The following is a 24,927-nucleotide window of genomic DNA, read 5'->3' on the forward strand; positions in this document are numbered from 1 at the left end:
ACCTACTTTTTAGGCATATTGCGTTTTTTCGATGTTTCTAATTTTCCAAGCATCTAAACAGATATCTAAACGAAACTGTAATGAATTCTCTTGTAGCTGCGCAGATAAAGAAAAATCTAATTTTTCTGCTAACTGCTGCGCAATAGCTAAACCAAGTCCTGAACTATCAGCCCCACGAGAACCTTCACTTTGATAATTCCGATCAAATAAACGGGCAACATCGATATTTTGTCCATCAGAAAGTTGGTTTTCAAAGATAAAACTTAATTTTTCTTCCTGTTTTTCTAGGCGGATATTGAAATATTGAGCGCCATGAATAAAGGCATTTTTAATTAAGTTTTGGACAATTCTTTCAAAATCAACGCGACTTGTTTGAACAACAATCAGTTCATCTGCTAACTCGATATCAATTGTGGGAAAAGTAGCGGAAAGCTCTTCATAGTAATTTGCTACTTGTTCTTGAATTAACGTAATAGGATTAATTGCTTCTTTATGAATTTTATAGTCACCGGCGTCCAACAAGCTTAATAAATAAAATTCATCGATAAGTGACGAAATTAAATACGTACGTTCTTCAATGATTGACAAATATTTTAAATCACGGGTGCCCATCGTGGTTTTATCAAGCATTTGAATATAACCGATCATCGAAGTCAATGGTGTTCTAAAGTCATGTGAAATCGAAGCTATCATCTCTTTACTTTGTTTAGCCATCCGTTTATTTTCTTTTGTTGTTTGGTTAAAAGAAAGAATTAACTCGTTCACTTCTTCAACTAATTGTTGATTGCGCCGTGAAAAACCAATTCTTTTCAAAGGTGCATGAGAATTTCCTTGTTTGATTATTTTAATTTGTCTAATCATACCTTTTAATTCATGATAATAAAAAATCCAAGACACGATTAGTAACAAATTAATACCGATACTAATAAATAAAATCCATACCACAAAACTCACCTACTAATTTTCTTTGACATCAGAACGTTTCAGGATAAAAAATGAAATCATTGTTGTTGTAATAATATAAATACCAATAATAATAAACGGTTGAACTCCAATTGAATTTATCATTTTTAAGGCTGCTTGTGCACTAGGCGGTTGGTTACTTGGTTGCCCTTGTTGTCCATAAAAGATTCCGTTTGTCAGGGCAGTTTGTATTTCTCCAATATTTGTCGAAAGCAAATAAGGATTGAAATCAAAATTACGTAAAATTGGCAAGCGATTCAGCCAACCAATAACACTAGCTATAACTCCATTTGAAAAAACAAAAAATAAAAATAATGAAATATTACCGCTTTGCAATTTCAAAGTAATTAGGTTTGTCAAAGAAGAAAATGCAATTGTAAATAGCCCTAAATAGGCAACTAAACTAAGCAACAGCCCAATTTGATCCAATGTAAAAAAGGAAGCGCCATTATTTAGTAATGCGATTATACCGAAACCACCAACATAAGCCACCGCTAAAAAGAGAAATACAACAAGCATATAAACAAGTGAGCTAATTAGTTTTGCTACAATATACTCACTTTTGCGCAAACCGGAACTAAACAAGCGCACAAAACTTTTACTATTAAGCTCATCGAGGTAAACTGCATAATAAAATTGAGGGCTTATAATTAAAGGACCAAACAAAACAAGTGGCATCACTGCTACTGAAAAATACAACTCGGTAAGTTCACTTTTATTATCTGCAAAATTAGCATTTTCCGAACCAAAAATAACGAAGGTTAAAAATAAACCTGCCAAAATTAACCAATACAACTGATTACTCCGTTTATGAAAAATACGATAAAGGTCGGCTTTAATATAATTAAACATTGGCTTGACCTCCTTCTTGAACAAGAGAAAGATAATACTCTTCTAAAGTTTGTTGATGTGGGGTTAATTTATACAATTCAAGTCCACCATCCACTAAAATTTTGGCGATCTTATTTGTTTCATCAATGTGATCAGAAAGAACAATCTCTTTGTCTCCATTTACTACATAATCCAAGGAAGATAACTGATCCTCTAATAAATAGGTTGCTTTTTCTGTATTATCCACTTTAATAATTACTTGATCTTCTGTTTTTCCTAACAACGTTTCACGATCAACCTCTTTTAATAACTCCCCATCATGAATAAAACCAAAACGGGTTGCCATTAATCCTAATTCTCCCAAAATATGAGAAGAAAGCAAAAACGTTATTTCTTGTTCACGGTTCAATTTTTGTACCAAATGTCTGAAACTAGCAATTCCTTGTGGGTCTAAGCCATTGATAGGTTCATCCATAATAATTAAATCGGGTTTACCTACTAACGCATTAGCGATATTTAATCGTTGTTTCATCCCCATAGAAAATGTTTTAACTTTCTTTTTTACCTGATCTAGCTCAACCAATTTTAATACTCGGTCGACTTCTGTTTTATCAGTGATCCCCTTTAATTTACACGTATATACTAGATTTTCTCTAGCGTTTAAATAAGGAAAAAACTGTGAACCGAACATAAAACCAATATTTTTTTGAGCGCCTACTAAATTTTCTATAGAAGGCTGGTTGTAAATCGAAATCTCACCATTATCTTGTGCAGCAAGTCCCATAATTACTTTAAATAAAGTCGATTTACCTGCCCCATTTTTACCAATAAGCCCATACACTTCTCCTGGTCTCACATGGATTGATACATCATGTAAGGCATTTTGCTTACCATACGTTTTCGTAACGGAACGTGTTGCCAATAGGTTCTCCATGACTCATTCTCCTTTGAGGTTTATTTTGATTATCTTTATCATAGGTTGGAGAACTTTCAAAACTCTATCGAAAATCTTACAAAAGTATTAAATTTACTATATATTTAACTGAAAACCTACGCCCCAAATAGTTTTAATAACCTCCTGTTCTGTAAATACTTGAAACTTGTTACGTAAGCGCGAGATATGAACTGTTATTGTGTTGTCATCACCGAAATAGGATTCTTGCCAAATGGTTTCATACAAGTTTGCCTTTGTAAAAACTTTTTTAGGATGTAGCAAAAAGCATTTTAATAGTTCGTATTCTTTTTGCGTCAATGACACTAATTGATCTTGGTAATAGACTTCATGTGTTTCATCATCCATCTTAACATTACCCACTGTTAAAATAGATTGTTCAGTTTCATCAATTGAATGTCTTCGTAATTGGTTCCTTATTCTTGCTGTTACCTCAACTGTATTAAAAGGTTTAGCTATATAATCATTGGCACCTGCATCAAATACTTCAGATAAAACGGTAGGATCGTTTTTTGCAGTAATAACAATAATTGGCGTAGTCTTTTTAGAACGAATTTCAGCAATTAATTCTTCTCCACTGACACCCGGCAACATTAAATCTAGTAAAATTAAATTAAAGGTATCATTGGATAATACTCGCCTAGCCTCAGAACCTGCAAAAGCTTGCGTAATTTGATAATCTGTTTCAAGTAAATCGTTTAATAAGTTATTAATATTGTTATCGTCTTCTACTATCAAGATTTTCTTCATCATTATTCACCTTACTATGATTAGTCTATTTGCATTTTAGCGTGTAGAAACAAAAAAAGAAAGCTTCCTTCATCATATGGATAAAAAAAACGTCCCAACTTGTAAACAAGCGGGACGTTTTTTTACATGCTATTATTTTTCGCTTTGTGTTTCATTTAAAGCATCTTCTGCAGCCATTTGTGCTTCAATATCGGAAATACTGTAAACATTTTCGCTGGCAGTATTCACTTCTTTTGGTTCCATGTTACGGTAACGAGGCATTCCGGTACCAGCTGGAATGATCTTACCAATAATAACATTTTCTTTCAATCCAAGAAGTGGATCTTGTTTACCACGAATTGCCGCATCAGTCAGTACACGTGTCGTTTCTTGGAAGGAAGCAGCAGATAAGAAGCTGTTTGTTTCCAGAGAAGCTTTCGTGATACCTAGTAATACTGGACGAGAAGTAGCAGGAATACCGCCTGCAACTAGGGTTTTATAGTTTTGGTCTCTAAAGTCCGCAATGTCCATCATTGTACCAGGCAAGATATCTGTATCTCCTGGATCCATCACACGAACTTTACGTAACATTTGACGAACCATTACTTCGACGTGTTTATCGCCGATTTCAACCCCTTGCATCCGATAAACTCGTTGAACTTCATGCAATAAATAATTTTCAACAGAAATCACATCACGTACTTGCAATAAGTGTTTCGGATCGATTGAACCTTCTGTAAGTGGAGCTCCACGATGAATTCGTTCTCCTTCTTCAACTTTCATACGAGCTGTATAAGGAACGGTATACGTACGTGTATCTGTTTCACCTGTAATCGTAACTTCTTTAGCACGAGTAGCCGCATCTTCTGCAATTTCAGTGACTTCACCTGTAACTTCAGTAATAACAGCTTCCCCTTTTGGATTACGGGCTTCAAAAATTTCTTGTACACGTGGCAACCCTTGAGTAATATCGTCTCCAGCAACCCCACCAGTATGGAAAGTACGCATAGTTAATTGAGTACCAGGTTCACCGATAGATTGCGCAGCAACTGTACCCACTGCTTCGCCAACTTCTACTTCTGTACCAGTAGCTAAGTTGCGTCCGTAACAATGACGGCAGACACCGTGTTTGGAGTTACAAGTAAATGCTGAACGAATCGAAACTTTTTCAATTCCTGCATTTACGATTTGTTTGGCTTCCACTTCACTTATCAAGTGATCTGCTCCAACAATTGCTTCTCCTGTTTCAGGATGATAAACAGCTTTACTGGTATAACGACCAGCAAGACGTTCTTCTAATGGTTCAATAATTTCATTGCCTTCTTTGATCGCTTCGATGTCAAGGCCACGGTCTGTTCCACAATCATCATCACGGATGATAACATCTTGTGCTACATCGACCAAACGACGAGTCAAGTAACCTGAGTCGGCAGTCTTCAAGGCCGTATCAGTCATTCCTTTACGAGCCCCGTGAGTAGAAATAAACATCTCTAAAACAGTCAGCCCTTCGCGGAAATTGGAAATGATAGGCAATTCCATAATCTTACCACTTGGTGCAGCCATCAAACCACGCATCCCAGCAAGTTGGGTAAAGTTGGAAATATTCCCCCGAGCACCAGAATCAGACATCATATAGATCGGATTTTGAGTACCTAGAGATTTCATTAATTTCAATTGAATTTTATCTTTGGCTTCATTCCAAACATCAATCACTCGTTCATAACGTTCATCATCGGTAATTAATCCCCGACGGAATTGTTTTGAAACATTTGCCACTTGTTTATGTGCTTCAGAAATGATGTCATCTTTATCTTGTAACACTGTAATATCTGCAATACCAACTGTGATCCCAGCATGGGTAGAATGCTTATAACCTAAATCTTTCATACGGTCAAGCATACGTGACGTTTCCGTTACTTTAAAACGTTTGAAGACTTCGGCAATAATATCCCCTAAGTTCCCTTTTTTGAATGGTCCAATCAAATCTTGTTCTTTGATATGAGCAGGAATATCGGTCCCCGCTTCAACAAAATATTTATCTGGTGTTTGGACAGTTAAATTAAAATCAGTCGGTTCATTCAAATAAGGAAATTCTGGTGGCATGATCGAGTTGAAAATAATCTTACCAACAGTTGTAATTAACAAACGATCTTTTTGGAAATCAGTTAATGGTTTATCACCCAAGCGATTTGGATCAACAGCTACACGTGAATGCAAGTGGACATAGCCATTCTTCCAAGCAGCAACTGCTTCATCCAAATCACGGAAGATCATACCTTCCCCTTCACGTCCTGCTTCTTCTAGTGTTAGGTAATAGTTCCCTAAAACCATGTCTTGTGAAGGCGTAACAACGGGCTTACCATCTTTTGGATTTAAGATATGTTGAGCAGCCAACATCATCAAACGAGCTTCAGCTTGTGCTTCATCATTTAACGGTACGTGAACAGCCATTTGGTCCCCGTCAAAGTCGGCATTATAAGCTTCACAAACCAAAGGATGCAAACGAATAGCGCGTCCTTCAACTAAAACTGGTTCAAAAGCTTGAATACCCAAACGGTGAAGCGTCGGTGCGCGGTTTAATAGTACAGGATGTTCTTTAATGACATCTTCTAATACATCCCACACATCGTCTTCTTGGCGTTCAATTTTACGTTTAGCATTTTTAATATTTGAAGCTAATTCACGTTTAACCAATTCTCTCATAACAAAAGGTTTGAACAACTCAATTGCCATTTCTTTAGGCAATCCACATTGATACATTTTCAAGAACGGCCCCACACAGATAACCGAACGACCGGAATAGTCTACCCGTTTACCTAGCAAGTTTTGACGGAAACGTCCTTGTTTCCCTTTTAGCATATGAGAAAGTGATTTTAATGGACGATTTCCTGGACCTGCAACAGGGCGGCCTCGGCGACCATTATCAATCAAGGCATCTACTGCTTCTTGTAGCATCCTTTTTTCATTTTGCACAATGATATTAGGCGCATTCAAATCTAGCAGACGTTTTAAACGGTTATTACGGTTAATAACACGACGATACAAATCATTTAAATCAGAAGTAGCAAAACGACCACCTTCTAATTGCACCATAGGACGTAAATCCGGTGGAACAATAGGAATAACGTCCATAACCATCCAGCTAGGTTCATTTCCAGAGGTACGGAAAGCTTCCAAAATGTCCAAACGGCGAATTGCTCGTGTCCGTTTTTGCCCTGAAGCTGATTTCAATGTTTCTTTTAATTCATCTGCTTCACTGTCTAAATCTACGCTATCCAATAGTTGTCTAATAGCTTCAGCACCCATTGCCGCGTTGAATTCTTGACCATATTGTTCGCGTTTTTCACGGTATTCGCGCTCAGTCAATAATTGTTTCTTTTCTAAACTAGTATTACCTGGATCAATCACAACATAAGAAGCAAAATAGATAATTTCTTCTAATGCGCGTGGGCTCATGTCTAAAACGAGTCCCATACGAGATGGTATACCTTTAAAATACCAGATATGTGATACTGGAGCAGCTAGTTCAATATGTCCCATCCGTTCACGACGAACTTTCGAACGAGTAACTTCTACACCGCAACGGTCACAAACGATCCCTTTATAACGAATTCGCTTGTATTTACCACAAGCACACTCCCAGTCTTTAGTAGGGCCGAAAATGCGTTCGTCAAATAACCCTTCACGTTCAGGTTTTAATGTACGATAATTAATAGTCTCAGGTTTTTTTACTTCACCATAAGACCAGCTTCTGATTTTTTCGGGAGAAGCCAAGCCTATTTGCATACTTTCGAATTTATTTACATCGATCAAAAAGGGTTCCCTCCATTTCAATTCGCAACTTCGATCAGAAAAACGTAAGTATTTTTGAGAAAATAGACAACTATTTATAAAAATTTCTTTTTATAAATAGTAATCCTATTTTCTTCAAAAAAATGATTTTATTTAATCTACAGGAGCATCTGCTGGATTATTTTCTTCATCAAATTGTTTCTTTTCTGGTTCTTTGCTTTCAGCATCTGTTTCTACTTTTTTAGCATTTTGTTTTTCAGCAAATTTTTCTAAGGCGTCAACAGTGATTAAATCATCATCCTCATCATCCATATCGCGCAGTTCAACTTCTTGTTTTTCATTATCTAGAACGCGCATATCTAATCCAAGTGATTGCAATTCTTTAACTAACACACGGAAGGATTCTGGAATACCTGGTTTTGGAATCGGTTCGCCTTTGACAATAGCTTCATATGTTCTTACACGGCCTACTACGTCATCTGACTTGTAAGTCAAGATTTCTTGTAAGGTATAAGCAGCACCATAAGCTTCCAATGCCCAAACTTCCATTTCACCAAAACGTTGTCCACCAAATTGTGCTTTCCCACCAAGTGGTTGTTGGGTAACTAGAGAGTACGGCCCAATTGAACGAGCATGCAATTTATCGTCAACCATGTGAGCCAATTTGATCATATACATCACACCTACGGAAATTCTACCGTCAAATGGTTCGCCAGTACGTCCGTCATATAACACTGTCTTAGCATCTTTTGCCAAACCAGCTTCTTCTACGGTTTCCCAAACATCCCCATCACTTGCACCGTCAAAGACAGGAGTAGCTACATGGATACCTAGTTGTCTAGCAGCCATTCCTAAGTGCAATTCTAGTACTTGTCCGATATTCATCCGAGATGGAACACCTAATGGGTTCAACATAATATCAATCGGCGTGCCATCTGGTAAGAAAGGCATGTCTTCTTCTGGCATAATGCGAGAGACAACCCCTTTGTTTCCGTGACGACCGGCCATTTTATCCCCTTCGTGGATCTTACGTTTTTGTACAATATAAACACGAACGAGCATATTAACCCCAGGAGATAGTTCATCGCCTGCTTCACGAGTAAAGATCTTCACATCGTGAATGATCCCGCCGCCACCATGAGGTACTCTAAGCGAGGTATCACGAACTTCGCGGGCTTTTTCACCAAATATAGCATGTAACAAACGTTCTTCTGCAGATAGCTCTGTTACTCCCTTAGGCGTTACTTTTCCGACCAAAAGGTCCCCGTCACGAACTTCAGCACCAATCCGAACAATACCCATTTCATCAAGGTCTCTTAATGCATCTTCCCCTACATTAGGGATTTCACGAGTAATTTCTTCTGGTCCTAATTTCGTGTCACGAGCTTCTGATTCATATTCTTCAATATGAACTGAAGTGTAGACATCGTCTTTAACTAAACGGCGGCTCATAATAACCGCATCTTCATAGTTATAACCTTCCCAGGTCATAAACCCGACTAATACGTTTTGACCTAGTGCCATTTCACCATTTTCCATTGAAGGGCCATCAGCTAAGATGTCACCTTTTTCAACCTTTTCGCCTTGTTTTACTAGCGGACGTTGGTCATAACTTGTTCCTGAGTTAGAACGACGGAATTTCGTAATATGATAAATGTCTAATGCGCCATTATCGCGACGAACACGGATTTCTGTTGCATCGACATACTCAGCAATACCATCAGCTTTACATAGCAAAGCAGCTCCTGAGTCATGGGCAGACATATATTCCATTCCAGTCCCAACCCAAGGTGATTGCGGATTGATCAACGGCACAGCTTGACGCTGCATGTTCGCGCCCATCAACGCACGATTAGAGTCATCATTTTCCAAGAATGGAATACAAGCTGTAGCGACTGAAACAACTTGTTTTGGTGACACGTCCATATAATCAACTTTATCTGTAGTAATTTCTAAGTTTTCACTCGTTGCACGTGCCATAACGACATCATTAGTAAATGTTCCATCGTCATTTAAAGGACTGTTAGCTTGTGCAACAACGTAGTTATCTTCAATATCTGCTGTTAAATAATCGATTTTATCTGTTACACGACGTGTACTCCGATCAACACGGCGATAAGGTGTTTCGATAAAACCATATTTATTAATTTTGGCATAAGAAGCTAAACTATTGATTAGACCAATGTTAGGACCTTCTGGCGTTTCAATTGGACACATCCGACCATAGTGAGAATAGTGAACGTCCCGTACTTCATAACCAGCCCGATCTCGTGTTAAACCACCAGGTCCTAAAGCTGACAAACGACGTTTATGCGTTAATTCACCTAATGGATTCGTTTGGTCCATAAATTGTGACAATTGTGAAGAACCGAAGAATTCTTTGATGCTGGCTACCACTGGTCGAATATTAATCAACTGTTGTGGTGTCAATGTATCAGTATCTTGAATGGACATCCGTTCACGAACGACACGTTCCATCCGAGCTAAACCAATACGGAATTGATTTTGCAATAACTCACCAACAGAACGGATACGACGATTTCCTAGATGGTCAATATCATCTGTATTCCCAATGCCTTCCATCAAATTGAAGAAATAGCTCATTGCAGCCACAATGTCTGCTGGACGAACTGTCCGGATATTTGATTCAGGATAGCCATTACCGATCACATTTACTTCACGGTCAGGATCACTAGGTGAGAATACTTTAAATACTTGAACGGTCATTGGATCAGTTACAACACCATCTTCTGATGGGTAGTACGTTACCGTGTTCAAACCATTATCAATATATTCAGCTAATGTGTCTTCCATTACTTGATGCGAGATTTCTGTTCCTTTTTCCAGGACGATCTCACCTGTTTCAGGGTCTGCCAAAGTTTCAGCTAAAGTTAAATTCAACAAACGAGTTTTCAAATCTAACTTCTTATTCATCTTATAGCGACCAACAGCGGCCAAGTCATAACGACGCGGATCAAAGAAACGAGCATTTAAAAGATTCCGTGAACTGTCAGCCGTTTTTGGTTCGCCTGGACGTAGACGTTCATAAATATCTTTTAAGCCTTCTTCTGTTCTTGAGTCCGTTGCTGTTTTGTGTAAATCTTTTTCGATAGTATTACGTAAAGAATCGTTATCGCCAAAGATATCTAAAATGGTATCATCAGAACCAAAACCTAAAGCACGCACTAAGACTGTCATTGGAATTTTACGTGTCCGGTCAATTCTGACATAAGAAATATTCTTAGCGTCAGTTTCCATTTCCAACCATGCACCACGGTTAGGGATAACCGTCGAACCGAAGCCTTCTCTACCATTTTTATCAATTTTACTATTAAAGTATACCCCTGGTGAGCGGACCAATTGTGAAACGATAACACGTTCGGCCCCATTAACGATAAAAGTTCCTTGTTCAGTCATCAACGGAAAGTCACCGAAGAAAACTTCTTGTGACTTAATTTCGCCCGTTTCACGGTTTGTTAAACGTAGCGTAACATGTAATGGCGCTGAATAGTTTGCATCATGCGCCCGTGCTTCTTCCACTGTATATTTTGGCGTTTTTAGTTCATAGTCCACAAATTCCAATGAAAGATTTCCGTTAAAGTCATCAATTGGCAAAATATCTTCAAACATTTCCCTTAATCCTTCATCTAAAAACCATTGATAAGAGTTTGTTTGAATCTCAATCAAATTCGGTAATTCCAGTACTTCACTGATACGCGCGAAACTTCTACGTTCGCGATGTTTTCCGTACTCTACTACGTGTCCAGCCAAGTTGTTCACCCCTTAAAAAGTCTTTCAAAAAAGCTATCCAAAATATTACAATTTAATTACAAATATTAAATATAAGTAACATCAAGCATTTTTTGCGGACTTTAGGCAAAAAAAAACCAAAAATAGAACAGCATCTACATGAGTTTCTACTTTTGTTTCTTTATTCCCAAGCCGGAACGGACAATATTTCGCTCCTGCTCATTATTTTCTTCAGATAGTTTTTGCAACTATTTATTATACATAATCAACTTGTTTTCGTCAAGGCTTTTGTTAAACTTTTTTACAGCTTTTGTTAAACTTTTTTACAATATCATTTCTTAATTGTATAACGGTTTTTAACCCGATATACTTAATAACGAAGAATTGCAAAGGGAGGTTTATATCCGCTATGTCTACCAAACAAAAAATACTTGCCATCCTAAGACAGGATAATGGGATCGTCTCTGGTGAAAAACTGGCTGATACATTAGGAATTTCCCGCACAGCCATCTGGAAAGCCGTGCGAGAATTAGAAAAAATGGGCTACCATATTGAGCATTTTCCTAATGGATACCGTTATTTGACCTCAGATGTCCTTGAAAAAGAATTAATAAGTAACAAAGCATTACCTACTTCCTCTATTTTTATTAAGGAAGAAACCGAATCAACGATGAATGATGCTAAAGTTGCTGCTATTAAACAGCAAACAGCACCGGCTCTTTTTATCGCAGAAAAACAGACAGGTGGGCATGGCCGTTTTGGTCGCCCCTTTTTTTCACCTACTGGACAAATTTATATGAGTTTATTGTTGGCTCCTAACCAAACGTTTGCAGAGTTACCTCAATATACAATTTTAGCTGCCGTTGCATTAAGCCTAGCAATTGACCATCACACAGGCAAACAAACCCAAATTAAATGGGTAAATGATATTTATTTAGATGGCAAAAAAATCTGTGGTATCTTGTCTGAAGCAACTAGCGATTTTGAAACAGGCCAAATTAAGCATGTGATTTTAGGATGTGGCATTAACTACTCGATCGATCCCGAGAGTTTTCCTGAAGAACTACAAGCAAAAGCTGGTTCAATTTTCCCGCAAGAAAATCCTCCGGTAACACGCAATCAATTAATCCAGCTTATTTGGCAATACTTCTTTGAACTAGTGGAAGGTTTGCCTAATAAGGAATATTTAGATGTCTACCGCAAAAAATCATTTGTTTTAGGTAAAACAGTCCAATTTAGTCAACAAGGGGTTGCTTACAGTGGTAAAGCGACCAAAATTACAGACACTGGTGAATTAGTTGTTCAAACTAATCAAGGCGTTAAGACCCTTTCTTCTGGTGAAATCAGTTTAGAAGCCATTTATTAAAAAACAGCAACGAAGCTCAAAATGAACTTCGTTGCTGTTTTTTACATGAGTTGCCAAACAATACAAAGCAGTAAACCTAACGCGTAGCTACTATTAAACAAAACCATATTTTTGATCGCATATCCAAAGCTGCTTGGCTGGGGCAGACTCTTTTTATGTTCTTTTAGATTACGTGAAATCTTCGGTAAAGTAAAAAACACCACCAAAATCGGCCAGCTATAAATACCAAAAAGCCAACCTATTAAAATCGTCACGTAACAAGCATACATCAGCCCTTGAAACAATACTGTTCCAGTAGAACTTCCAATATAATATACTAAGGTGTAACGATGATTTTTGATATCTGTTTTTATATCACGTAAATTATTAGCAAGCATAATGTTGGCAATAGTAAAAATTAAAGGCAACGAGGCCCAGATAAGAGCTAGAACCCCCCATAATTGTCCTGTCAGCAAGAAGTTCCCTTGAGCAAAATCAAGGGTTAGATGAAAAACTTGCTGTTTAATGGTGTTGAGATAAATTGTAATAGCAAATATACCTAAGCCCATCGTTACACCGCTAAATATTTCACCTAAGGGCATACGTGATAAAGGAATGGGACCAAATGTGTAGAAAACGCCAATAAAACAAACGGCTCCACCCATAAGGAGCATCATCCAACCAGTTTGTATACTTAAAACCAGACCAATCAAAAGCGTAGCCGCTAGCATAGCTAAAATCATCCATTGGATTTTTTTAGGTGAAAGTCGCTCACGACCGATCACATTTTCTTGATACTTATAGGTTTGCGATTTGGCTTTTTTAAAGTCCATGAAATTATTAATGGCCGTTGTAGACATGTCAAAAATAATCATACCAATAAAAAATAATAAAGTGAGTCCCCAATGTATTTCGTGAAAATAAGAAATTGAGAACAGTATACCTATAATGAAAGGAAACACACTGGCTACCTTAGTTTTAATTTCAACAACTTCCCAAAAAACTTTTAATGACATAATCTTCTCCTAAACAACTATTTATTACAATTTGCTGCGGTCACCCAGGGTATAACCTGACTCTTCATCCAATTGAAAGCTATCTTTGATGTCGTCTGTCATATATACTTGATCATCCTTGGTCACAAAGATGGCAGAAGTTCCTTCAGGCGTATCATTTTCAATATACTCCAAACCCTCTTTAACTCCCTTATCAAAGATTACTGTCGTCAAACCATCGCCATCAATCGATTTATCAGTAATGACTGTCGCACTAGCAATGTCATTATCGTAAGGGTAGCCCGTTTTTGAATCAAAAATGTGATGATACGTTTCTCCATCTTCCTCTAAATAACGTTCATAGATTCCTGAAGTAACGATCGTTTTATCCGATTCCTCGATAGTACCTAAAACGGCCCCTCGATCATTATTGGGATCTTGAATTCCTACATTCCAAGCTTCATTTTCTCCACGATTACTATGGCCAACTACAAAAATATTGCCTCCCAAATCCACAATAGCAGACTCAACGTTATGATCTTTTAGTACCGCAACGGCTTCGTCAGCAATATAGCCTTTGGCGATGGCTCCAAGGTCGATAATCATGTCTTCATCTTCCAAATAAACAGTTTGCTCATCATCATCAAACTCTATTTTGTTATAATCAATATGTTTTAATGCTTCATCAATTTCATCTTGTGATGGTTTACGAGCATCGTCAAAACCGATCCGCCAAAGTTGTGTGATTGCCCCAATCGTTAAGTTAAACCCACCTTTAGACTCTTCACTATAGTCACGAGATTTTTTTAACAGATCGTAGATATCTTTTGATACTTTGACTGGCTTTTCCCCTGCGTTTTCATTAATTTCGTCAATCTCAGAGCCAGGCTCATTGATCGTAATCTTATCCCCTAACTCTTTAATCCGGTCAAATGCGGGTTGCAATGCATCTTCTTTATCTTGATCAAAAATACGTATGCGTGTATATGTTCCTAGTAGAAATTCTTCTTCTGTATAAGGCTCTTTTTTCATTCCTTGCGCATAAGAAGATTCTGTTGTTTGATTTGTCTCACCCTCGTTGCTACATGCCGTACTAAAAACAAAGACAGCAAGAAGCACAAGAAAAATTCCCGTTTTTCTTTTCATAATAACCTCCACTTTCTTCTCATTTTCTTATGATAGCTTGTTTCATCTAGAATGAAAAGATTTTTAGTGAATTTAGCCACATTTATCTTTTAGGGTCTTACTTTAAATACAGCAAAAAAGAGTCGGAACATCGCGATCCAACTCCTTTTTTTGCCTGTTATTTCAGCGCTTATTCTTCCACATAGTTATCAACTTCGATTGTGTCTGTATCGCCTTTTTCAGCAGCGTTTACTAATTGTTCAGCGTAAAGGACAAATGATTCAGAACTGTGGGTTGCACCGGATACGACTTCGACATCCCCAGGAGCAGCCTCTTCATCATCCATTGTTTCAACGAGTTCATCATTCAAAGTATCGATATATTCATCTGGACCAACACCTGCTTCATCTTCCATGGCTTCGTTATATTCTTCATCATCTTTTTTCGAATTGCCATCTTCATCTACGTTATCAAAGTCAGATTCAGTAATTTTTCCATCTTCTACCTCAATTGAGAATACTGTACGATAGCCATTGCTATAATTCTTTTCTTCTAAGGTATAAGTGCCATCTTGTAGGTCAGCGCCATTATCGATTTCGATTTCATCGGTATTGCCTTCTTGCGCTGCTTGTACTAACTGTTGCGCATAATTTTGGAATGAATGCGAACTATGAGTTGCTCCAGATACGACTTCAACATTTTCTGGATTTTGTTCATTCTCAAGTTCTTCATTTAATTGTGGGATAAATTCTTCAGGTGCAATGCCTGCTTCTTCTTCCATTTGTTCATTATATTCATCATCATCTTGTTTCGATTCTCCATCAGCGTTCACATAATCATAATTAGACTCTGTAATTTCGCCATTTTCTGTTGTGATCGAAAATTCGACATGATACCCATTGTTATCATTTAATTCTTTCAATGAATAGGTACCATCTTGCATTGAAGCTCCTGATACCGCTTCAGTTTCTTCAGATGATGACTCTTTTGTAGACGTTTGTGAAGTTCCTTCGTCATTTCCTTCATCTGCATTATCTGCAGAACATGCACCCAACACAATCGTAGAAAATGCCAACGCAGCAAACCCTGTCATAAACTTTTTAGTTTTCATTTTGTTACCCACCTTACCCTTATATTATTTTTCACAAAGAAGTTTGTGATTCACATAACATTCTATAGTAATTTTTAAATAAGTCAACCTTTTCCTTAAAAAAACTCTAAAAAAGGGCTATAATTTTTTACCCTATTGAAAATTAAAAGAAAAATTGTAGAAATTTTTTTGTGAAATTTTTAAAAAAGTTTAGACAAATGAAAGATTTAACTATATAATGATTACGATTGTGTAATTATTACGTTTATTTAAGGAGAGATTTTCAATGGCTAAGCAAAACATTGTCGTTGTTGGAGCGGGTTATGCTGGCGTTTCAGCTACAAAATTCATGGCCAAAAAGTTTAAAAAAAATGACGATGTCTCAATCACTTTGATTGACCGTCATTCTTATCATACAATGATGACTGAACTTCATGAGGTAGCTGCTGCGCGCGTTGAACCAAATGCGATTCAGTATGATTTACAACGGCTTTTTTGTCGCAAAAAAAATGTGCAATTAGTAACAGACACTGTAACAAGTATTGATAAAGATCAAAAAATGGTCCAAACTAAAAATGGACAGTACCCTTTCGACCACTTAATTATTGGTATGGGCGGTGAACCAAATGACTTTGGTACGCCTGGCGTTAAAGAAAACGGCTTTACACTTTGGTCTTTTGAAGATGCTTTGCGCATTCGTGAGCATATCGAAAAAACGGTAGCAAAAGCTGCCTTAGAACCTGATGCCAAACTTCGAAAAGCGATGTTAACATTTGTGGTTTGTGGTTCCGGATTTACTGGAATCGAAATGGTTGGTGAGCTGATTGATTGGAAAGAACGTCTTGCTAAGGATAACAAATTAGACCCTAATGAAATTAGCTTAAAAGTCGTTGAAGCATTACCAACTATTTTGAATATGTTATCCAGAAATGATGCAGCCAAAGCAGAACGTTACATGAAAAAGAAAAACGTGGATATTCTAATAAATTCACCGATCGTTGAAGTGGCACCAGATCATATTAAATTAAAAGATGGTTCAACAGTTGCTACCCATACCTTGATATGGACAGCAGGTGTCAAAGCAACTTCAGATGCTGCTGACTTTGGTCTAGAAACAGCACGTGGTAATCGTTTAGTTGCTAATGAATATATGCAAGCAAGAGGTTACGAAGATAAAAACATTTATATTGTCGGGGATTTAGTCTACTATGAAGAATTTCCCAACACACCAACTCCTCAGATTGTACAAGCAGCTGAACAAACTGGACACACTGCTGCTAACCACATCGTCAGCGCAATCAACGGAGGAGAAAGTCATAAATTTAAAGGGAACTACCAAGGCTTTATGGTATCTGTCGGCGCTAAGTGGGGCGTAGCTAACTTATTTGATAAAATTCATTTAAGCGGTTTTCTTGCAATGGTAATGAAACACATTGTGAATTTAAAATATTTCTTTGATATTCGCACTGGTTATTACATGTTCCAATATATTATGCATGAATTCTTCCGTGTTAGAGATGACCGTAATGTCGCTCGTGGTCATACTTCACGTAACAGTAATGTATTATGGAGTGTTCCTTTACGAGTTTTCTATGGGTTGGTATGGTTTTTAGAAGCCTTCAAAAAAATTGTGGGCGACGGCAAATGGTTTACTCCTAGTACTTGGTTTGGCGAAGAGTCTTGGTTTAAAGGCGATAGTGTTTTTCCTTGGACTTGGGATTATCAATCTGCTGCTGATGCTGCTAGCGGCGCAAGTGAAGCAGCCGACGCAGCTAGTGGAGCAACTGACGCAGGTGCTGATGCTGCAGTTGAAGCAGGAAATACCATTTTCGGTTTAAGTTATGCTTATGGTGAAGAACCAATGGCTGTCATTGAAAATTCTCCTGAATGGTTTATGAACATTATGAAAACAATTATGCCGAATATGGAAGTTGCAATGTTTTTCCAAAAAATGATGGTTTTTATCGAAATTGGTATTGCGCTTTGTTTAATGGCAGGTTTATTTACTTGGTTATTTAGTGGTGCGACCATTGTTCTTGTAGCAACTTTTTGTTTATCGGGAATGTTTTATTGGGTAAACATTTGGTTTATTCCAGTAGCATTTGCCTTAATGAATGGTTCAGGACGTGCTTTAGGTTTAGATCACTGGGTAATCCCATGGTTACAACGTACATTAGGAAAATGGCGATATGGTAAACCGAAACCACTATATGGACAAAAATAAAAACAAAAATGAAGCTGTGACATAAGTAAAAACAAGACAAAAATACCCGGACTATATTTGATGAAATTGCCAACTGTCGTGAATTTGCGACGAAGGCCTGCCAGACCGCAGGAGCAATCTCTCTATAGTTCGGATATTTTATTATCGAAATAACTTATGTCATAGCTCCATTTTTAAAAGAAACCAAAGATCATAGCCTACTAAAATTATGCTAAAATAGAACGAGGTATGAAGTCAAATGTCAGGTAAAGCTAACCGCTATCTTATCAAAAGAACGCCAAACAGCAGTTGGGAGGGACAAATGCGATCTGAGTTATTGGTCGTTTCTTTATGAGTAATTTAAGAAAATTAATTTTTATTTCGCTTTTGATTGCCCAAGGGGTAGTCATTGGACTAATTGAAAACATGATCCCTTATCCATTTTCCTTTGCTCCTGGCGCTAAATTAGGTTTAGCAAATCTAATTACAATTATTGCTTTATTTACCATGCCCAAAAAAGATAGCTTTTTACTGGTCTGGATGCGTTTGATTTTAACCACGCTTTTAGGTGGCACTTTATCGACATTTTTATATAGTATGAGCGGCGCTATGTTAAGTTATTTGGGTATGCTATTAGTAAAAAAATTAGGTCCAAAATTTGTTAGTATCATTGGCATTAGCGCGACTGGTGGATTTATGCATAATGTTGGCCAATTACTCACTGCCTCTTTTATCGCTCAATCCTGGAGTGTCCTACTTTACTTACCAATCCTATCTTTTTTTGGAATCTTATCAGGGATTGCTATTGGTATCGCCGCAAATTATTTACTACAACGTGTTGATACCTTACGGCGCTTTCAAAATGAACATGAACAACATACACATGAAAAATGGTCAATGCATTGAATGCTAACTGTGTTTTGTTTTTGAAACAAAGGAGACAACTATGGAACTTCACCCTATATGGAATGATTATCCGCAATTACAACCTGAATTAACACAAACGCTAGAATTAATGGAAAAATCAATTCAATTGAAAAATGAACCCGTCAAAAAAGCTTTGTTGGAGATGATCGGTGCAGGAGGAAAACTGCTTCGTCCAGCTTATCAGCTGCTTTTTTCCCAATTTGGTCCTGAAAAAGACCGGCAAAAAGCGATCGCCTTAGCAGCCGCTATCGAAATGTTGCATACAGCAACACTGATTCATGATGACATTGTAGATGATGCTTCTTTAAGACGCAACCTACCCACAATTCGTGCTGAATTCGATAATAATACTGCTGTTTATGCTGGAGATTATCTTTTTGTAACCTGTTTTAAATTGATGTCTGATTATACCGGTTCTTTACGCAGTTTACAAAAAAATGCTGTTAGTATGGAAAAAATATTATCTGGTGAATTGGGCCAAATGGAAGACCACTATAACTTAGCAATCACCGTTGACGAATACCTAGCAAACATCTCGGGAAAAACAGCAGAGTTATTCGCATTAAGCTGTTCTGCTGGTGCATTTGAAAGTGGAACAAGTCAACTATTTGCCAAAAATGTTTCAGATATTGGCCATAACATAGGTATGGCTTTTCAAATCGTCGATGATATTTTAGATTATACTCAACCACGAGCAGAAATTGGCAAACCAGTATTAAAAGATGTGCGACAAGGCATCTATACTTTACCTTTAATCTATGCCTTACAAACAGAAGTCAAACAATTAACTCCCTTACTAGAAAAAAAAGAACTGATGACAGAAGACGATACCCAAAAAGTATACCAATTGGTTAATGAGTTAGATGGCGTTAATAAAGCTCAGCAATTGGCCAATAGATACACTAAAAAAGCATTAAAAAGAATTGACAACCTACCAAATAACCCCGAAAATACAAAAATAATTTTGCAACAGCTCACCCAAACGTTGTTAACTCGAACGAATTAAAAAAGTTTCACGTGAAACTTTTTTTGTTCGAATGGGTTATAAAAACAATTGCCCTTTAATGTTATAATTTTTAAAAAGATAAGCGCATTGAGAACAAAGAAAACCACCAGAAATTCATGATTATTTCATGAAACCTCTGATGGTTTTTTATTACTTAAAAACACTTTTAACTTAACATTAAGGCTTTAGGTCATGGTTACAAATTCTTCTGCACCAGTTGGATGAATAGCTACTGTGTTATCAAAATCTGCTTTGGTTGCGCCCATTTTAATGGCAACGGCAAACCCTTGTAACATTTCATCTACATCTACTCCGATTGCATGTAAGCCAATAATTTTTTCTTCTTTGCCTAAGCAAACTAATTTCATTTCGCATTTTTGTCGATACTCATTCAAAGCAAAATACATTGGTGTAAAACGAGAATGATATACCTTGATTTCGTCTTGGCCATATTCAGCTAATGCTTGTTCTTCTGTCCAACCAATCGTAGCAATCGGTGGATGCGTAAATACGACACTAGGAACAAAATTATAATCTAGGTAAAGGTCCGTTTGCCCATTAAAGAGACGCTCAGAAAGCCTACGACCTGCTGCGATAGCCACTGGAGTTAATTCCAATTTACCAATCACATCGCCAATCGCATAAATTCCTTTAGCGGTTGTGTTTTGGAACTTATCTACCTGTATAAAACCTTGATCATCTAGTTTTACCTCGGTATTACCTAAGCCAAAACCACTCACATTGGCGCTTCTTCCACCGGCGAATAACACACAATCCCCAGTGGTTTTTTCCCCATTTTCAAAAGTGACAGTATATTGCTCGCCGTTTTTTTCAATTGCTGAAGGAATGCACTCTTTATAAATGGACAGCCCCTCTTCTTCATATATTTGAACCAAATTATCAGCCAGCATTTGGTCAAACTCCCGAAGAGGTCGTTCTTTACGAAAAGCCCAAGTAACTTTACTACCCAGGCCATTTACCACTCCTGCGAGTTCAGCAGCAATATAACCTGCTCCCAATACAATCATATGTTGAGGTGCTTTTTCTAAGGCAAAAAAGCCATCAGAATCAATTGCATAGTTACCACCAGGGATATCTAGCGTATCTGCATGTCCCCCAGTCGCAATTAAAATATGAGGTGCAGTATATTGCTCTCCAGCTACCTCAACTGTATTATCATCTACAAACTGAGCATACCCCTTTAAGAACTCAACACCATTACTGTCGAGTCCTCTTTGGTAAGCTCCATGTAAGAAATCAATATAATTTTCTCTATTTTTAACTAAAGTTTTAAAATCAAAAGTCATATCTTTGGCTTGAATGCCGTAACCTGACGCATCTCTTTGAATCGTTTGATAGGCATCACTAGCTTGCCACATCACTTTCTTTGGCACGCAGCCGACATTAACACAAGTTCCACCAAGCTCTTTGGCTTCAATCAGCAGTACCTTGGCACCGTGCATACCAGCGCGATTAGCTGAAGCAATTCCGCCGCTGCCGCCGCCAATGACGATATAATCATAGGTTTTCATCGTATCCTCCTCTGAAATTTTATGTCTCAAATAAAAGCTACCACTCCCATATCTATCCGTCAAGATTCTAAACTGCTTGGCTTAAACGTACCATGTCTTTGAGTTGTAAGCCATTTTCAAAAATGGGCTGTTCATAATGGTTAATGAAAAAATCACGTTCTATGTGAGACATACGAAATCCACATTTTTGGTATAAATATAGTTGTTCAAAACCAGTCGATCCCGTACCAACTTCAACTACCTCATATTGATTTTCCTTAGCAAATGTCAGAGCAAAATAAAGAAGTGTTTGACCTATTTTTTGCCCACGAAAATCTTTTTGAACAGCGAGATTAACAACTTCCAAAGTAGTAGGTCTCGTTGGTAACAAGATAATTACGCCCACCAATTGGCCTTCTTCTTGCGCTGTAAAACAAAAACTACGAGGCAAGTAATCATCAATTATTTTTTTGGAGGGATCTGCTTCTAATAACAAATCATAATGTTTTTCTACTACCTTATGCAGCTTTTGTATTTCTATACTCAAGTCAAAACTCCTTGTTCTCCGTAAAAATGCAGCTAATAAGCGACTATTTTCGTTTTCTTACCATATCTCCTACTTGAACTGGCTGTGTAACAGGCATCGTTAATAGCATCATGGGATGGGGCGCGCGGTCAATTATTTCCTGTTGTTCATTGCGCATTTCGGTCACCTGCTGTGTAAAATGACGTAACCCAGGTCCATAAAACTCAATATCATCCCCCACGCTAAAAACATTACGCTGTCTAATGGTTGCAATGTGTGTATCTTCATCATAGTTTAGCACTTCGCCGATAAATTTATACTGTGGAATTTTCCGACGTGGCCCAAATAACTGTTCATTTTCTGTAGGCGTATGGTAATAAAAACCAGTTGATAGCTCACGTTGAGCGACTTTCCATAACTCATCAATCCATTCCTGTTTACAAATATAATTCTTTGGATCATCCATATAACTATCAACTGCCTTTTTATAGACATTGGCCACTGTTGAAACGTAGTGGATTGATTTCATACGGCCTTCAATTTTTAAGCTATCAACGCCGTTTTCGATCAAATCAGGTAAATGCTCAATCATGGATAGATCGACTGCACTCATTGAAAATTTTTCTGAAACTGAACTAGGAGTCAAACGATTACGTTCTGTCCCAAAGGGTAAATCAAATAATTCATATTTCCAACGACATGATTGTGAGCAACCACCACGATTCGCATCACGCATCGACATATGATTGGATAAGGTACAGCGCCCAGAGTAAGAAATACACATTGCACCGTGAATAAAGGCCTCCAACTCAACCGATGTATGCTTACGGATTTCTGCTACTTCTTCCATTGAAACTTCGCGCGCTAAAACTACTCGTTCTAAACCTTCTTCCCGCCAAAATTCCAAGGTTTCATAGTTAGTAGCAGATGCTTGAGTAGAAAGATGAACTGCAAGCCCTGGTGCTTCTGTGATACAAATTTCAACCAATGCTGGATCTGAAATAATGACGGCAGAAATCCCTAGGTCACGGATTTCTCGGAAAAATTCACCCGCTCCTGCTTGGTTTCCTTCATGTGTTACCATGTTTGCGGCAACGTATACTTTGGCATGATGGTCGTTAGCATACTTGATTCCTTCTGCCATTTCTGCAAAAGAAAAATTTCCCGCTCGACTACGTAGTCCATAAGCGTTCCCACCAATATAAACGGCGTCAGCCCCATAACTGATTGCTGTTTTTAATTTTTCTAACGTTCCGGCTGGCGCTAGGATTTCTGGTCGTTTTAGTGCTTGTTTTACCGTCATTTTATTGCTCCTTATTTAATTTCCGCTGGATCGACAGCATAAAAACCAGTCGATAATGTCCGCTGATGTGAATGTAACTGCACAACTTTGCTAGCATATTGTTGTGCTTGTTCTGGTTGCCAAGTATTCGTTTCAATACCTTTTCTAGCAGCATCAAATAATCGGACGATTTCGACAAAATTTTCCCCAGGAGAAAATATACCATCAAGTTTCCAAGTTTGATAACCAATTGTGGCTAATTCAGCTAACTCATTCATTAGACAAATATCATCATTTGCAAAAATATGAGTACCATGCATATCTTCAAAAATCGAATAGTGAGTATCTTTACGTTTAGGCTCAGCCAAAAATAGGCCTTGTCCTTTATCGCTTGCTTCTTCTTGTTTAGTATAATGAAAATAGTTTTGCAAAAGCGGACGTTTAGACTGATGGATACAGGTTGCGCCATAAACTAAGACTTCTGCTGGGATAGCTAAATTTTCCGACATAATTTCCATTTCAGTAAAAGGTACTTCCCGCGCTAAAACAGCTCCGCTTGCTCCTTTTCTTCCCCAAAAATTAATCTGTCTAGTGTTAGTAACTAAAGTTTCGCCATCATAAATAAAGGGAAGCGCTAGTTCTGGATGTTGCTTCATTACAAAAATGATGCCAGGATCACCTAATGAGATTTTATCGACCTGAATAGCTTTTAGAAAACGCAAATATTCAGGGATTTCCTTCATTTTGGCAGGATGCATGATGCCATTAACAGCAACCATTGCTTGTTTACCTGCTTCATGTGCAGCAATCACAAGTTCTTTTTGTTCTTTTCTAGTAAAGGAATGGGGCAAACGTAAGCCAAATTTTTCTTCGCCAAAAAATATCGTATCAACGCTTGGTAAGAGTTCGGTTGCTTGATGGGTAGTTTCAACTGTTGTGATGATTTCAATCATTACTTTTCTCTCCTTATATTCCAATATGCTATCACAAGCAATTACGTTTTCCAATAGAATAGTGCAACATTTCACGATTACTTTGTTTCTAATTTCTTATTAACTAGATATTGGTACTTTATGTATTTATAAGTAAGGTTTAGACCAGGCAAAAATCAATAAGTTGCTTCATTTAAAAAACTGTCTACCAAAAAAGTAGACAGTTGATTGAAGCTTATTTTGTTTTTAAGGGACAATTTTTATAGCACTGAGATAATTTCAGACAAGGTATGGTTGGGCTCAATTACTTGATCAAATAAAAATTTTGATTGGGGTTTTTTTCTCCCCCGGTGATTGCGCCAAATAGCTTTCCATCCTGCATTTTTAGCGCCATTTATATCATTTTCGTAAGAGTCACCAATATAATATGTATCCCTTTTATCTAACCCCATAGCTTGTTCTGCGTATTCAAATAATTTAATATCCGGTTTGCTAAATCCAATGGCTGAAGAAATAAAAATATTTTCTTCTGCGATCCAATTTGCCAAACCTAATTGTTGCACTTTTGCCCATTGATGATCCGTTGGCCCGTTAGTAATCAAGCCGACAGGTATATTATACTGCTGACAATAAGAAAGGGTCTCTTTCGCATCTTCAAACAATTCGATCTGTCCTTGAAAATAAGCATAATCTTCTTGAAAACGCAACGCTTGTTCAAGCGTTAAATTCATGCCAAATTGTGCACAAGCATTTTGCATACGATAAATATGCATGTCTTCTACTTTCATCTTTCCTGTATGTGTCAGATGAAATACTTCATCGCTGAAACGACGGCTGAACAAGTACAGATCTTCTATTTGAGCTTCAGGAAAAAGAAGGTCCTTTTGGACAGCTCTTTTAAATGGTTCTAGTTGGTCATACAATGTATCATCTAAATCAAAAATTACAGCTGACATGCTTTGCCTCCT

The 24,927-nt window shown here is 37.5% G+C and carries 18 protein-coding genes; 4 read left to right on the forward strand and 14 right to left on the reverse strand.

Annotated features, from left to right (window positions below):
* Nucleotides 1–9 precede the first annotated feature (9 nt).
* From C7K43_RS10075 to rpoB, 6 genes are all read right to left on the reverse strand, one after another.
* Entirely contained in the window at nucleotides 10–945 is a 936-nt protein-coding gene (locus C7K43_RS10075) for a sensor histidine kinase (RefSeq protein ID WP_124006725.1), read from the reverse strand.
* A 12-nt stretch (nucleotides 946–957) separates the two neighbouring features.
* Nucleotides 958–1,815, reverse strand: coding sequence for an ABC transporter permease (locus C7K43_RS10080; RefSeq protein WP_124006726.1), 858 nt, complete (start codon nucleotides 1,813–1,815; stop codon nucleotides 958–960).
* Nucleotides 1,808–2,728: an ATP-binding cassette domain-containing protein gene (locus tag C7K43_RS10085; protein ID WP_124006727.1), complete on the reverse strand. Its 921-nt coding sequence runs from the start codon at nucleotides 2,726–2,728 to the stop codon at nucleotides 1,808–1,810. Before C7K43_RS10085 ends, C7K43_RS10080 begins: the two co-directional genes overlap by 8 nt.
* A 96-nt stretch (nucleotides 2,729–2,824) precedes the next feature.
* Nucleotides 2,825–3,496 (reverse strand): response regulator transcription factor, encoded by a 672-nt coding sequence (locus C7K43_RS10090; RefSeq protein ID WP_124006728.1) that lies wholly within the window; start codon nucleotides 3,494–3,496, stop codon nucleotides 2,825–2,827.
* Between the two features lie 132 nt (nucleotides 3,497–3,628).
* Entirely contained in the window at nucleotides 3,629–7,288 is a 3,660-nt protein-coding gene (gene rpoC, locus C7K43_RS10095) for a DNA-directed RNA polymerase subunit beta' (RefSeq protein ID WP_124006729.1), read from the reverse strand.
* Nucleotides 7,289–7,420: 132 nt separating this feature from the next.
* Nucleotides 7,421–11,038 (reverse strand): DNA-directed RNA polymerase subunit beta, encoded by a 3,618-nt coding sequence (rpoB, locus tag C7K43_RS10100; RefSeq protein WP_124006730.1) that lies wholly within the window; start codon nucleotides 11,036–11,038, stop codon nucleotides 7,421–7,423.
* Nucleotides 11,039–11,426: 388 nt separating this feature from the next.
* On the opposite strand from rpoB, the gene C7K43_RS10105 reads away from it, so the two are divergent.
* Complete coding sequence (locus C7K43_RS10105) at nucleotides 11,427–12,383, forward strand: biotin--[acetyl-CoA-carboxylase] ligase (RefSeq protein ID WP_124006731.1); 957 nt, start codon at nucleotides 11,427–11,429, stop codon at nucleotides 12,381–12,383.
* Nucleotides 12,384–12,424: 41 nt separating this feature from the next.
* Here the strand turns inward: C7K43_RS10105 and menA are convergent, their stop codons facing one another.
* The 3 genes from menA to pplA form a co-directional block, all read right to left on the reverse strand.
* On the reverse strand, nucleotides 12,425–13,378 hold the full coding sequence (gene menA, locus C7K43_RS10110; RefSeq protein WP_124006732.1) for a 1,4-dihydroxy-2-naphthoate polyprenyltransferase: 954 nt from the start codon (nucleotides 13,376–13,378) through the stop codon (nucleotides 12,425–12,427).
* A gap of 24 nt (nucleotides 13,379–13,402) precedes the next feature.
* Nucleotides 13,403–14,503 carry an FAD:protein FMN transferase gene (locus tag C7K43_RS10115; protein WP_124006733.1) on the reverse strand — a complete coding sequence of 367 codons (1,101 nt, stop codon included), beginning with the start codon at nucleotides 14,501–14,503 and terminating at the stop codon, nucleotides 13,403–13,405.
* 169 nt (nucleotides 14,504–14,672) lie between these two features.
* Entirely contained in the window at nucleotides 14,673–15,593 is a 921-nt protein-coding gene (pplA, locus tag C7K43_RS10120; RefSeq protein ID WP_124006734.1) for an extracellular electron transfer flavoprotein PplA, read from the reverse strand.
* 265 nt (nucleotides 15,594–15,858) lie between these two features.
* On the opposite strand from pplA, the gene C7K43_RS10125 reads away from it, so the two are divergent.
* The 3 genes from C7K43_RS10125 to C7K43_RS10135 all read left to right on the forward strand — a co-directional run bounded on the left by C7K43_RS10125 (nucleotide 15,859) and on the right by C7K43_RS10135 (nucleotide 19,708).
* Entirely contained in the window at nucleotides 15,859–17,796 is a 1,938-nt protein-coding gene (locus C7K43_RS10125; RefSeq protein ID WP_124006735.1) for an NAD(P)/FAD-dependent oxidoreductase, read from the forward strand.
* 330 nt (nucleotides 17,797–18,126) lie between these two features.
* Complete coding sequence (locus tag C7K43_RS10130; RefSeq protein ID WP_124006736.1) at nucleotides 18,127–18,681, forward strand: Gx transporter family protein; 555 nt, start codon at nucleotides 18,127–18,129, stop codon at nucleotides 18,679–18,681.
* A 40-nt stretch (nucleotides 18,682–18,721) separates the two neighbouring features.
* On the forward strand, nucleotides 18,722–19,708 hold the full coding sequence (locus C7K43_RS10135; RefSeq protein ID WP_124006737.1) for a polyprenyl synthetase family protein: 987 nt from the start codon (nucleotides 18,722–18,724) through the stop codon (nucleotides 19,706–19,708).
* Between the two features lie 185 nt (nucleotides 19,709–19,893).
* Here C7K43_RS10135 and gor read toward each other — a convergent pair whose 3' ends face one another.
* The 5 genes from gor to C7K43_RS10160 all read right to left on the reverse strand — a co-directional run bounded on the left by gor (nucleotide 19,894) and on the right by C7K43_RS10160 (nucleotide 24,915).
* Complete coding sequence (gor, locus tag C7K43_RS10140) at nucleotides 19,894–21,240, reverse strand: glutathione-disulfide reductase (protein ID WP_124006738.1); 1,347 nt, start codon at nucleotides 21,238–21,240, stop codon at nucleotides 19,894–19,896.
* Nucleotides 21,241–21,307: 67 nt separating this feature from the next.
* Entirely contained in the window at nucleotides 21,308–21,760 is a 453-nt protein-coding gene (locus tag C7K43_RS10145) for a GNAT family N-acetyltransferase (protein ID WP_124007282.1), read from the reverse strand.
* Between the two features lie 49 nt (nucleotides 21,761–21,809).
* Nucleotides 21,810–23,048: a peptidase U32 family protein gene (locus tag C7K43_RS10150; RefSeq protein ID WP_124006739.1), complete on the reverse strand. Its 1,239-nt coding sequence runs from the start codon at nucleotides 23,046–23,048 to the stop codon at nucleotides 21,810–21,812.
* Nucleotides 23,049–23,059: 11 nt separating this feature from the next.
* Nucleotides 23,060–23,980 carry a peptidase U32 family protein gene (locus tag C7K43_RS10155; RefSeq protein ID WP_124006740.1) on the reverse strand — a complete coding sequence of 307 codons (921 nt, stop codon included), beginning with the start codon at nucleotides 23,978–23,980 and terminating at the stop codon, nucleotides 23,060–23,062.
* 239 nt (nucleotides 23,981–24,219) lie between these two features.
* On the reverse strand, nucleotides 24,220–24,915 hold the full coding sequence (locus C7K43_RS10160; RefSeq protein WP_124006741.1) for an HAD family hydrolase: 696 nt from the start codon (nucleotides 24,913–24,915) through the stop codon (nucleotides 24,220–24,222).
* Nucleotides 24,916–24,927 lie beyond the last annotated feature (12 nt).

It is taken from the genome of Tetragenococcus koreensis (assembly GCF_003795145.1).
Taxonomy (GTDB): domain Bacteria; phylum Bacillota; class Bacilli; order Lactobacillales; family Enterococcaceae; genus Tetragenococcus; species Tetragenococcus koreensis.